The 12,667-nt window shown below is 39.5% G+C and carries 11 protein-coding genes and 4 tRNA genes; 14 read left to right on the plus strand and 1 reads right to left on the minus strand.

All coding sequences use genetic code 11. The features are described 5' to 3' along the window. Positions 1-110: 110 nt before the first annotated feature. The 7 genes from rpsF to dnaB all read left to right on the plus strand — a co-directional run bounded on the left by rpsF (position 111) and on the right by dnaB (position 6,485). The gene (gene rpsF, locus QFZ28_RS02395) at positions 111-398 is read left to right on the plus strand and encodes a 30S ribosomal protein S6 (protein WP_045519104.1); all 288 of its coding nucleotides are present in this window, start codon (positions 111-113) and stop codon (positions 396-398) included. Positions 399-463: 65 nt separating this feature from the next. Beyond that, a complete protein-coding gene (gene ssb / locus QFZ28_RS02400) occupies positions 464-988 on the plus strand; it encodes a single-stranded DNA-binding protein (RefSeq protein WP_307196931.1) in 525 nt (174 codons plus the stop codon). Between the two features lie 47 nt (positions 989-1,035). Next, positions 1,036-1,278, plus strand: coding sequence for a 30S ribosomal protein S18 (gene rpsR, locus QFZ28_RS02405; protein ID WP_307193170.1), 243 nt, complete (start codon positions 1,036-1,038; stop codon positions 1,276-1,278). 281 nt (positions 1,279-1,559) lie between these two features. Continuing rightward, positions 1,560-2,504 (plus strand): YybS family protein, encoded by a 945-nt coding sequence (locus tag QFZ28_RS02410; protein ID WP_307193171.1) that lies wholly within the window; start codon positions 1,560-1,562, stop codon positions 2,502-2,504. A gap of 25 nt (positions 2,505-2,529) precedes the next feature. Next, entirely contained in the window at positions 2,530-4,503 is a 1,974-nt protein-coding gene (locus QFZ28_RS02415) for a DHH family phosphoesterase (RefSeq protein WP_307193172.1), read from the plus strand. Beyond that, positions 4,500-4,949: a 50S ribosomal protein L9 gene (rplI, locus tag QFZ28_RS02420; protein WP_307193173.1), complete on the plus strand. Its 450-nt coding sequence runs from the start codon at positions 4,500-4,502 to the stop codon at positions 4,947-4,949. Before QFZ28_RS02415 ends, rplI begins: the two co-directional genes overlap by 4 nt. 186 nt (positions 4,950-5,135) lie before the next feature. Beyond that, a complete protein-coding gene (gene dnaB / locus QFZ28_RS02425) occupies positions 5,136-6,485 on the plus strand; it encodes a replicative DNA helicase (protein ID WP_307193174.1) in 1,350 nt (449 codons plus the stop codon). 326 nt (positions 6,486-6,811) lie between these two features. Here the strand turns inward: dnaB and QFZ28_RS02430 are convergent, their stop codons facing one another. Next, on the minus strand, positions 6,812-7,714 hold the full coding sequence (locus tag QFZ28_RS02430; RefSeq protein WP_307193175.1) for a nuclease-related domain-containing protein: 903 nt from the start codon (positions 7,712-7,714) through the stop codon (positions 6,812-6,814). 213 nt (positions 7,715-7,927) lie between these two features. Here QFZ28_RS02430 and QFZ28_RS02435 point away from each other — a divergent pair, with 213 nt between their 5' ends. The 7 genes from QFZ28_RS02435 to yycF all read left to right on the plus strand — a co-directional run bounded on the left by QFZ28_RS02435 (position 7,928) and on the right by yycF (position 12,660). Next, positions 7,928-9,220, plus strand: a complete 1,293-nt coding sequence (locus QFZ28_RS02435) for an adenylosuccinate synthase (protein ID WP_307193176.1) — start codon at positions 7,928-7,930, stop codon at positions 9,218-9,220. Positions 9,221-9,486: 266 nt separating this feature from the next. Beyond that, positions 9,487-9,562: transfer RNA gene (locus tag QFZ28_RS02440), tRNA-Lys, on the plus strand. Between the two features lie 85 nt (positions 9,563-9,647). Then, a tRNA-Glu gene (locus tag QFZ28_RS02445) sits at positions 9,648-9,719 on the plus strand. 66 nt (positions 9,720-9,785) lie between these two features. Next, a tRNA-Asp gene (locus QFZ28_RS02450) sits at positions 9,786-9,862 on the plus strand. Between the two features lie 7 nt (positions 9,863-9,869). After that, positions 9,870-9,942 (plus strand) — tRNA-Phe (locus QFZ28_RS02455). 402 nt (positions 9,943-10,344) lie between these two features. After that, positions 10,345-11,790 (plus strand): M23 family metallopeptidase, encoded by a 1,446-nt coding sequence (locus QFZ28_RS02460; protein ID WP_307193177.1) that lies wholly within the window; start codon positions 10,345-10,347, stop codon positions 11,788-11,790. A gap of 159 nt (positions 11,791-11,949) precedes the next feature. Continuing rightward, positions 11,950-12,660 (plus strand): response regulator YycF, encoded by a 711-nt coding sequence (gene yycF / locus QFZ28_RS02465; RefSeq protein ID WP_307193178.1) that lies wholly within the window; start codon positions 11,950-11,952, stop codon positions 12,658-12,660. Positions 12,661-12,667: the final 7 nt, after the last annotated feature.

Below are 12,667 nucleotides of genomic sequence, written 5' to 3' on the forward strand. Positions count from 1 at the left end.
GAACAGCCTTGCTTTTCGTCATTAACTATGATAAAATCTTAACTTGTGAGTAATGAATAATTGCTCCTTGCCCAAAGTTGGGCCGTTTAGACCAAAAGGAGGTGACTGTGATGAATAAGTACGAAATCATGTACATCATCCGCCCAAACATTGAAGACGAAGCGAAAAAGGCTCTTGTAGAGCGTTTCAACGGAATTCTTCTTGAAAACGGTGCGGAAACTGCTGAAACAAAAGATTGGGGTAAGCGTCGTTTAGCTTACGAAATCAACGATTTCCGTGATGGATACTACGAAATCGTGAAAACTACATCTTCAGCTGACGCGGTACAAGAATTTTCTCGTCTTGCGAAAATCAGCGAAGATATCATTCGCCATTTAGTAATTAAAGAAGAAGCTTAATATAAATATATTTTGGCTGAATGTTTCACATGAAACATTCTCCAGAAGAAAAGGAGTTGATTCTGATGATGAATCGTGTCGTGCTTGTTGGCCGTTTAACTAAAGATCCTGATTTGCGTTATACACCAAATGGGGTTCCTGTAGCTACCTTTACTTTAGCTGTTAACCGTCCGTTTTCTAGTCAGGCAGGTGAGCGTGAAGCAGACTTTATTAATTGTGTTGTTTGGCGTAAACCAGCTGAAAATGTGGCAAACTTCTTGAAAAAAGGCAGCCTTGCAGGAGTGGATGGCCGCATTCAAACCCGCAACTATGAAGGACAAGATGGTAAGCGTGTTTACGTTACAGAAGTTCAGGCAGAAAGTGTCCAATTTCTAGAACCTAAAAACTCTTCTGGCGGCGGTGGAAGAAGCGACAATGATCATTTCGGTGCCCCACCAAGGGAACCGCAAGGAAATCCTTATGGCGGCGGCAATCAGAATCAACGACAGTATCAAAACAACAACAATAATAAAGGTTTTACAAAAGTGGATGATGATCCGTTCGCAGGTAACGGTCAGATAGACATCTCCGATGATGATCTACCATTTTAACGTAAACTTTTTATGATCGTTAATCATTCATAAAGGAGGGAATTTTCATGGCAGGTGGAGGACGTAAAGGCGGACGCGCGAAGCGCCGTAAAGTGTGCTATTTCACATCTAACGCAATTACTCGTATTGATTACAAAGATGTAGATTTACTTAAAAAATTCATCTCTGAACGTGGAAAGATTTTACCACGTCGTGTAACTGGTACAAGCGCTAAATATCAGCGTAAACTAACAGTTGCAATCAAACGTGCACGTCAAATGGCATTATTACCATTCGTTGCAGGTGAATAATAAAGCGTAAGCGCCTTGACAGGGGCGACTGGCATAAGACGAGCCGGCATGAAGGTTGCCTTTTACCTTCTTGCCGGCTCGTCTTATGCCAGTCGCCCCTAGGCGCTGAAGCTAGAATATAATAAAGCGTAAGCGCCTTGGCGCTGAAGCTAAAGTATGTTAAAGGCAGCTGGGGATCATCCCTTGCTGTCTTTTTATTTTATCCTTGCACATTTGTTGAATAGGAGAGCGTAACTAGCTAAAATTAAGGAATAGGCTTTTGAAATAATTGGGGTGAAGTAGTGAAAAATGTTCGTAAACTTACAGAAGGAGCTATCCTTTTAGCGGCCTTTGCGGTTTTATTATTACTAACGATTTATGTCCCGTTTCTCGGGATGATTGTAAACTTATTTTTAGCTGTACCATTCATGCTGTTTGCAGCCAAGAATGATGGCAAGAGTATCATTGTTTTTCTGATTGCCTCCCTTCTTCTATCGTTCATTGTAGGAACGATTATGTCACTTCCATTAACGCTGGCATATGCGACAACAGGTGTCGTAATTGGTTTCCTCATTCAGAAACAGAAGAACATGGGTGTTTTATTCATCACGGGCTCTCTTGTCTTTTTAGTTAATTTAATTATTATTTATGTAGCAAGTATCGTTCTCTTTAAAGTCGATATGATTACTCAAATGATTGAAATAATGCGGGAATCATTCAATACTTCAGCTGACTTACTAAAGAATTTTGGGAATACACAGGATTCTGAAAAAGTATTGGAACAATTTAATAATGGCTTAAACCTGATTAAAACATTAATTCCCACTTTATTTGTTCTTTCGTCTTTTTTCATTGTATTCATCATGCAGCTTATATCCTTTCCGATTATTAAAAGATTCGGGATAAAGGTAGAGAAATGGAAAAGCTTTAAAGAGATATCCTTGCCAAAAAGTTTATTATATTACTTTCTCCTTACCTTGCTGGTAAGTATGTTTATCAAACCTGAAGAAGGCACCTTTTGGTATATGGCCATTATCAATATGACCTATATCCTTCAATTTATGATGATCCTGCAAGGCTATACCTTTATCTTTTATTATTTCGACAAAAAGGGTTTTTCAAAGGCTATTTCTATTACAATAGCGATTGTCTCTTTTCTCATTCCAATTTTCCTTTATATTGTAGGGATATTAGGTATAATTGATTTAGGCTTTGATTTACGAAAAGGCTTTAATAAAAAAGAGTGAGACTACTGCTTAGGAGCTGAAAAAATTGCCTGCATTTATTGAAAAACGCTCGATACGCTACCCTTTTTACGGGCTAATAGGCATTACAGTAGTGCTGCTCATTGTCCTGGCCTACTATAACTGGATACTAAGCTTGGTGGGCTTATTTCTCATCATTCCGCCGCTGTACTATATGATAATCATTGAGTCCAGTCAAAGGAAAGAGATGGAAGACTATATCTCAACCCTTTCATACCGTGTGAAAAGGGTCGGCGAAGAAGCACTGATGGAAATGCCGATAGGGATCATGCTGATTAATGATGAGTATTCTATAGAGTGGACAAATCCTTTTTTATCCTCTTATTTTGATGAAGATACCCTTATTGGAAAATCGCTCTATGAAATAGCTGATACGTTGATACCGTTAATTAAACAGGAAGTAGAGACAGAAATTATTACTCTTCATGAACGAAAGTTTCGAGTCATACTTAAAAGTGAGGAAAAGCTCCTTTACTTCTTTGATGTCACAGAACAAAAAGAAATTGAAAAAATGTATCATGATGAGCGCACGGTTATCGCGATTATCTTTTTAGATAATTACGATGAGTTAACACAAGGTATGGATGACCAAATGCGCGGAAGCATTAACAATATGGTGACTTCAACCTTAAATAAATGGGCTCAGGATAATGGTATTTTTCTAAAAAGAATCTCTTCTGAACGATTTATTGCTGTGTTTAATGAGGCTATATTGCAGCTGTTGGAAAAAGGAAAATTTACCGTCCTAGATGAGGTAAGAGAAATGACCTCTAAGCAAAATATCTCCTTTACATTGAGTATTGGTGTAGGTGCTGGGACTCCTTCTCTGCCTGAGTTGGGCATATTAGCTCAATCCAGCTTGGATTTGGCCCTGGGAAGAGGCGGCGATCAGGTTGCCATCAAACAACCAAATGGCAAAGTGAAATTTTTCGGCGGCAAAACAAACCCGGTTGAAAAACGAACAAGGGTACGAGCCCGCGTCATCTCTCATGCGCTAAAAGATTTAATCACCGCAAGTGATAAGGTTATTATTATGGGCCATAAAAATCCCGATATGGATTCAATTGGCTCCTCAATTGGTATTTACAAGGTTGCGCAGATGAACCAAAAAGATGCCTACATAGTTTTAAACTTTCAAGAAATGGATGGCGCTGTCCATAGGCTGATGGAAGAAATCCGTCATCAAGAGCAATTATTTTCTCGATTTATCGGTCCTGAAGAAGCATTGGAAATTTCAACAGAAAAAACTCTATTGGTGATCGTGGATACCCATAAACCTGCACTAGTGATTGAAGAACGACTTCTTAATAGAATTGATAATGTGGTTGTTATTGATCATCACCGGCGCGGGGAAGAATTTATTGAAAATCCAGTTCTAGTTTATATGGAGCCATATGCTTCTTCGACAGCAGAGCTTGTTACCGAATTTCTTGAATACCAGCCAAAACGCGGTAAAATAGAAATGATAGAAGCAACTGCTTTATTAGCGGGAATCGTGGTCGATACGAAAAGTTTTACCTTACGCACAGGTGCTAGAACCTTTGATGCTGCTTCCTATTTAAGAGGTCAAGGGGCAGATACCATTCTCGTTCAGAAGTTTTTAAAGGAAAGCATTAATACCTATATTAAGAGGGCTAAATTAATTGAATCGGTTGCTTTTTACCGCGATGGAATTGCCATTGCGAAAGGGGAAGAAAATGAGCTTCATGATCAAGTCCTTCTTGCACAAGCAGCAGATACACTCCTAACGATGGATGGGGTAGCAGCCTCGTTTGTCATTGCAAAACGCAATGAGGGGCTGATTGGAATTAGTGCCAGATCGCTCGGCAATGTGAATGTTCAAGTCATTATGGAAAAGCTCCATGGCGGCGGGCACCTGACGAATGCAGCCACCCAGCTGACCGGGATTTCCATAGCAGAAGCAGAAAGACAATTAAAGCTAGCAATTGAAGATTATTTTGAAGGTGGGAAAAAGGAATGAAGGTAATTTTTCTAAAAGATGTAAAAGGAAAAGGTAAAAAAGGTGAAATAAAGAATGTTGCGGACGGCTATGCACAAAACTTCTTAATAAAGCAAGGGCTAGCAATTGAAGCAAATAATGCAAACATCAGCACATTAGAGGGTCAAAAGAAGAAGGAAGACAAACGTGCGGCAGAAGAGCTAGCTGAAGCTAAAAAGCTAGGAGAACAGTTAGAGAAAATTACAGTTGAGCTATCTGCAAAAGCAGGTGAAGGCGGCCGCTTATTTGGTTCTATTACGACAAAGCAAATTGCAGAAGAGCTGCAAAAGAAACATGGTATTAAAATCGATAAACGTAAAATGGAATTAGCAGATGCAATCCGTACACTAGGTCACACAAAGGTTCCTGTGAAGCTTCATCATGAAGTACTAGCTACCTTAACGGTTCATGTAAAAGAGGTAAAGTAATTTCCAGTTCAAATTTTAGATAAACATGTTAAAATAATAAAAGTTAATCAGGAAATAGGAGTTTCAATTTTTCCTAAGTGATGTGATCGGTGGAGACTGGTCACTTTTCTTCATTATGGACATATTTAGGTTTTAAACTATTAATATATATAATTTATCCTCTTCACAATAGGAGGTTTTTGATAGATGAATGATGTATATGCAGATCGTCTGCCACCGCAAAATATCGAAGCTGAACAAGCTGTCTTAGGTGCGATTTTCTTAGAGCCCTCTGCTTTAACGGTGGCTTCCGAAATCTTGATACCAGAGGATTTCTATCGTGCCTCACACCAAAAGATATTTAATGCGATGCTGAAGCTGAACGACGAAGGTAAGGTAGTAGACCTTGTAACGGTAACCGAGGAGTTAGCTGCAGCGAAACTTATTGAGGATACAGGCGGAGTGAGTTATTTAAGTGAATTGGCGAGCTCTGTACCTACCGCAGCCAATATTGAATATTACGCAAGAATCGTAGAAGAAAAGTCTTTGTTGAGACGATTAATTCGGACAGCAACCGAGATTGCTTCAGATGGCTATTCTCGTGAAGATGAAGTGGAAGCACTTTTAAGCGAGGCTGAAAAGAATATACTTGCTGTTGCTCAGCGAAAAAATGCTGGAGCGTTCCACAATATTAAAGATGTCCTTGTTCGTACGTATGACAATATTGAGCAAATGCATCAGCGTGCTGGAGAAATTACCGGCCTTGAGACAGGCTTTATTGAGCTTGACCGAATGACAGCTGGATTCCAGCGCAATGATTTAATCATCGTGGGTGCCCGTCCTTCTGTGGGTAAAACAGCCTTTGCCTTAAATATTGCTCAGAATGTAGCGCACAAAACGGGTGAAAATATTGCTATTTTCAGTCTCGAGATGGGAGCAGAGCAGCTTGTTATGCGTCTCCTTTGTGCTGAGGGGAATATTGATGCACAAAGGCTCCGTACCGGATCTCTAACAGACGATGACTGGGGCAAACTGACGATGGCGATGGGCAGCCTTTCAAGCTCAGGTATCTTTATTGATGATACTCCGGGGGTAAGAATAAGTGATATTCGTTCCAAGTGCCGCCGCTTAAAGCAGGAGCACGGGTTAGGGATGATTCTAATTGATTACTTACAGCTTATCTTAGGAAGCGGCCGTGCTGGCGAAAACCGTCAGCAGGAAGTATCGGAAATCTCGCGTTCCCTAAAGCAATTAGCGCGTGAGCTTCAGGTTCCGGTTATTGCCCTATCTCAGCTTTCCCGTGGTGTCGAGCAGCGTCAAGACAAACGTCCAATGATGTCCGATATCCGTGAATCTGGATCGATCGAGCAGGATGCCGATATCGTAGCCTTCTTATACCGTGACGATTACTATGATAAAGAATCCGAGAATAAAAACATCATCGAAATCATTATCGCTAAGCAGCGTAACGGCCCAACTGGCACCGTTTCGTTGGCGTTCGTAAAGGAATACAATAAATTCGTAAACTTGGAGACACGATACGATCCGAGTGCGTAGTTTTTTGAGAGCTCAGCCAACCTTTGGCTGAGTTTTTTTAATAGATTGGTTGATTCGCTGTCTCTTGTGTGTGATGGAGCAGAATCGTGCCCTTAAGTAGTTAAAATAGGAGTATGAGGGAACGATACTGGGAGAATCATGCCCTGTGACTGACAAAAAGGGATGATGAGGGAACGATACTAAGAGAATCGTTCCCTTGAGTTGGTATAAAGAGCAGATGAGGGAACAATACTAAAAGTATCGTCCCTTTTGACAATTAAAAAGAACGCATGAAGGAACAATACTGAATTGATCTTTCCATAAATAGGTAAATTTTCTCTGTTGTTTTAAGAATTTATGTAATGAGAAGCCCTTGCTTTGCTTATAAGAACAAAGTATTTAGAAAGTACTCTTCGAATTGCCTTTTTTGACTTAAGACCTCCACACCAGTCGTGAATAGCATTAACAGTAATCATCCTATCTGGAAAAAGCAGTGTAAACTCCTTGACGCTCCTCAAAACAGCAGATTCAGCAGCCTCTACGCACCCGCACTTCGTACATATCAATGTCTCATCAGTAAAAAAGGTCTGATCGTGCGGACAACTGATGCCTTTCTTTAACTGCTCATAAGTATATGGTGGCAATCGCTTATAGGGAGATTCCACAATGTGTCGTGCGTTTAATTGTTCGGCTAATTGAAAATATTTTTTAGTTAATTTTACCGGCCGGGTATTTAGTTTTTTCAAAAAGCGATTTAACTGTGTTGGAAAAATAATAGAAGGATTTATTGAGGTTGTGTTTAAATGAAACTCGGAGTTATTGAAGATTAGATAGGATTCAATCCTAAGATCATATCCTATTTCGTGCAACAATTTTTTTAGCAAGGTTTCACAGCGTTCTAGTTGGTGTAGTGGGTTCTTTAGGAGGACACCTGCCGGGTTATACCATTTATTATCAGTGATAGCGTAATCCCCTTCAAAATATTTAATATCTAAAAGATAAATCAGCTCATAAGCAATAATCATCGTATCAATTTGGAATTTTGAACCATTATATTCGAGTAATAATTCATTGAGAATTAACCACTCTTCTGTTAGTCCTCTAAGCCAAACATCACTTTTCAACTCCCCTTTATAACCTTTTTCTAGGTTTGAAAAATTTAGCGCTTCACTGCTGCTGAACACCATGCGAGTATTTAAATATCGTAAAAGAACTAATTCCAACTTTTCTGGACGCGGTCGAAATATCATAGAACACTTCCTTATCATTATTTTAAAAAAGCTCTAATACCTATTTTATGGAAAACCCGCATTCAACACAAGCTAGATTCATAAATTAATATTTTACGAACATATTTTAATTGCTTAATATAAATCGTTCGTGTTTTATTGACTTTTAGCACTATATATTGTTAAACTTGTCTGTGGGAAAAAGAAATGCGTATATAATTTGGAGGTGCCTTTATGACATCAGTAGTGGTAGTTGGTACACAATGGGGAGACGAAGGAAAGGGTAAAATTACTGATTTCCTTTCTGAGAATGCAGAAGCAATTGCTCGTTATCAAGGTGGAAATAATGCTGGCCATACAATCAAGTTCAACGGTGAAACATATAAGTTACACCTGATTCCATCAGGAATTTTTTATAAAGAAAAAATTTGTGTAATTGGAAATGGAATGGTTGTGGATCCGAAGGCGCTTGTAGCAGAGCTAGCATACTTGCATGAAAAGGGAATTACAACGGATAATCTTCGTATTAGCAATCGTGCACATGTAATCCTTCCTTACCATTTGAAGCTTGATGTTGTGGAGGAAGAAAGCAAGGGTGCCAATAAAATTGGTACCACCAAAAAAGGTATTGGACCTGCCTATATGGATAAAGCAGCGCGCGTTGGAATCAGAATTGCTGACCTTCTTGAGCGTGACGTTTTTGAAGAAAAGCTTGAACGCAACCTAGCTGAGAAAAATCGTTTATTTGAACGTATTTATGAAACAACAGGGTTCACAAAAGAGGAAATTTTAGACGAGTACTTTGAATATGGGCAGCAAATTAAACAATATGTTTGCGATACATCCGTCGTCTTAAATGACGCGTTAGATGATGGAAAACGAGTATTATTTGAAGGTGCTCAAGGCGTTATGTTGGATATTGACCAAGGTACGTACCCATTTGTAACTTCTTCAAATCCAGTTGCAGGCGGTGTTACGATTGGTTCTGGTGTGGGCCCATCCAAAATTACTCATGTTGTTGGAGTTTGTAAAGCCTATACCTCTCGTGTGGGTGACGGACCGTTCCCAACTGAATTACATGATGAAATTGGCAGCCGAATCCGTGAAGTTGGTCGTGAATACGGTACAACAACAGGACGTCCACGCCGTATTGGCTGGTTTGACAGTGTCGTTGTTCGCCATGCACGCCGTGTCAGCGGTCTAACCGATCTATCTTTGAATTCGATCGATGTATTATCAGGAATTGAAACATTGAAGATTTGTACAGCATACAGCTATAAAGGTGAATTAATTACCGAATATCCTGCGAGCTTAAAAGTATTGAGTGAATGTGAGCCTGTTTACGAAGAGCTTCCAGGCTGGAAAGAGGATATCACAGGAGTTAAATCATTAGATGAATTACCTGTGAATGCGCGCCATTACGTTGAGCGTGTAACACAGCTTACTGGTATACCGTTAACGACGTTCTCTGTAGGACCAGATCGTAATCAAACCAATGTGGTTCGCAGTCCTTGGAGACAAATTTAAGAATGAATAAGCCCTCGATTTCCGGGGGCTTTCACTTTTAAAAAAATTTTTTAAAAAAAGTATTGCGCTATATGTATAAACCATGCTATTATAAAAAGCGTCGTCACGAACGACAAACACCTAGTACGAGCCATTAGCTCAGTTGGTAGAGACGAGCACAGCTTCGTGAATATGCTACGAGTTGTACACGCCGAGCCGCTACTTGCGTTACTTACTGAGGCGGGGACACATTCAGTAAAAAGAGTTTAGGTAACAATTTTAAGTTTGAGCCATTAGCTCAGTTGGTAGAGCATCTGACTTTTAATCAGAGGGTCGAAGGTTCGAGTCCTTCATGGCTCACCAAAGTTTTTTCGCGATAGCGAAAATAACTTTCCATTTGCGACAGCAAGATAAGTATTTTGCGAATGCAAATAATTTTTCAATATATGGCCCCTTGGTCAAGTGGTTAAGACACCTCCCTTTCACGGAGGTAACACGGGTTCGAATCCCGTAGGGGTCATGGTATTTGATTGTTGGCAAGTGACTGGCAAGTCCGGTCTCCTTGCTGACGATCAATATAAAAAATGGTTTGGTAGTTCAGTTGGTTAGAATGCCTGCCTGTCACGCAGGAGGTCGCGGGTTCGAGTCCCGTCCAGACCGCCATATTTATGGCTCAGTAGCTCAGTCGGTAGAGCAAAGGACTGAAAATCCTTGTGTCGGCGGTTCGATTCCGTCCTGAGCCATTATAAAAGAGAAGCTTGCAAATTGTAAGCTTCTTTTTTATTTGTCAGAAACGTAATGCTATTGCAATAAAGTATCCAAATATTTACACGACCACATCGAAGCTTGTCTTATTTTGTAAAAGGTGATCAAAGTATAATACCTACTAGAAACGTTGATATAATAAGTTTTACCTACAAATATAGGGAAAATGGCTTAAGGAAAACAGTGATAATTTATCTACCAGCAACTCCTACGAATGTAGTAAAATGTCAGGTATTATACAATTTTGTTACATTATAAAGACTAATCGTTATTTACTTTAAAATTATGGTAAAGTTATAGAGTAGAAAAAGAGGGAAATTTCACTTGGGGTTATAAAGTGCTAGATTAAGAGAGTTGTTTCCGTAATTTAGGAGGTTCCAATGTTATTTTTTAATAAAGGAAAATTTGTGAATAAACAATCCTTGAAAACTACTGTTATGACAGCGTTTGCAGCAACTGCGTTAATCTTTAGCAGTGTATCAGCAACTGCTGCTGAGTCAATTAAGTTAACAACGGTATACCATGTATACCATAATCAGCAATATATAGGCACCGTTTCTAATAAAGAGGTTGTTGAAAAAATTGTCGAAGAAAAAGCAGTTCAGTTTCAAGAATCCATCCAGGATTTAAACTTAGAATTTGGCCCAGATATTGAGTACATAAAAGAACAGGTTTTTCACTCAACAGCAAATGATACAAAAACCATCCAAAATCTTGAAAGTTCGATTCAGCTTCAAGCTGAAGCTTCCTCCATTGTCATCGATGGACAGCCGATTGTTTTCTTAGAAAACCAAGAAGCTGCAGAAGATGTTATTAATCAACTTAAACTTAAGTTTGTAACGCAAGAGCAACTAGATGCACTAGAAGCAAGAAAGTCTGCTCCTGCAGCCGAGTTACCTCCACTAAATGAAAATGAAACTCGTATATTAGACGTAAAGGCTTCGAAAAATGTTTCATTTGATTCAGAAAAAGTTACACCAGACAAAATTATGTCTGCTGAAGAAGCAGTTACCTTTTTACAAAAGGGTACGTTAGAAGAAAAGAAGTATGTTGCCCAGCCAGGTGATGTTTTAGGAATGATTGCCAATAATCATGGATTAACTTTGGCTGACTTTCTTGCATTAAATCCAGACCTTACAGAAGACTCTGTTATTAATATTGGTGAAGAGGTTAACGTGACGGCTTTAAATCCATACTTTGAAATTATCGTTGAAAAAGAAGAAAACCGAAGAGAACAGATTCCATTTGCCAATCAAGTAGTGGAAGATGCGAATATTCCAAAAGGCGAAACAAAGGTACAGCAAGAAGGTAAAAATGGAGAACGCTCTGTAAACTATCGTATTTCAACACAAAATGGAGCAACCATCAGCAGTGTTGTTACAAGTGAGATGGTTCTTACTGAACCTGTTCCACACATTGTTGTAAAAGGAACAAAAGAGATTCCATCTCGCGGTACAGGAAATCTTGCTTGGCCAACAGTTGGAGGCTATATATCCAGCGAGCAAGGTCAGAGATGGGGCAGATTCCACAAAGGAATTGATATCGCAAGACCTAGCAATAGAACAATAAAGGCTGCTGATAATGGTAAGGTCGTTTCTGCAGGCTATGATGGCGGCTATGGCAACAAAATTGTTATTGATCACCAAAATGGTCTGCGTACGGTATATGCTCACCTAGATTCCATTGGTGTAAGTGTCGGGCAAACCGTTTCACAAGGTTCAGCTATTGGTGTAATGGGCTCAACTGGAAACTCAACTGGTGTCCACTTGCATTTTGAAGTGTACAAAAATGGAGCTCTTCAAAATCCTTCAAACTACTTAAAATAGTACCATTTATATAAAAGAGTCTCTTGTCGCGTACTAGAGGCTCTTTTGGTGTTAAATTCTACTAATAGATGAATTACTGCGGAAACCATGGTAAAGTAAACTAGAGTAGAAATGCCATTTAACGTATTCAATAGATTTAAAAACAAAGGAGCAATGGGTATGGAAAAGAAAATTCTCGTAGTGGATGATGAAAAACCGATTGCGGATATTTTGCAGTTTAATTTAAAAAAAGAGGGTTACGATGTTTACAGTGCTTATGATGGAAATGAAGCTCTGGCAATGGTAGAAGAGGTACAGCCAGACTTAATTCTCTTAGATATTATGCTGCCGTTAAAAGACGGAATGGAAGTTTGCCGTGAGATCCGCAAGAAATATGATATGCCGATTATTATGCTGACTGCGAAAGATTCAGAAATAGATAAGGTATTAGGTCTTGAGCTTGGTGCGGATGATTATGTGACGAAGCCTTTTAGTACGAGAGAGTTAATCGCGCGAGTAAAGGCAAATTTACGCCGTCATCAAGTTGTGGTCTCACAAGCAGATGAAGAAGTAGAAACGAACGAAATTGAAGTTGGTTCCCTTACGATTCATCCAAATGCCTATGTGGTTTCGAAGCGCGGAGAGACCATTGAATTAACTCATCGTGAATTTGAGCTGCTTTATTATCTAGCAAAACACATTGGACAGGTAATGACGAGGGAACACCTGCTCCAAACCGTTTGGGGCTATGATTATTACGGAGATGTACGAACTGTTGATGTAACGGTTCGCCGTTTGCGTGAAAAAATTGAAGATAATCCAAGTCACCCAACGTGGATCGTTACCCGCAGAGGAGTGGGCTACTATTTGCGTAACCCTGATCAGGAGTAATGCCCCA

It is taken from the genome of Neobacillus niacini (assembly GCF_030817695.1).
In the GTDB taxonomy this organism is placed as follows: Bacteria; Bacillota; Bacilli; order Bacillales; family Cytobacillaceae; genus Neobacillus; species Neobacillus niacini_F.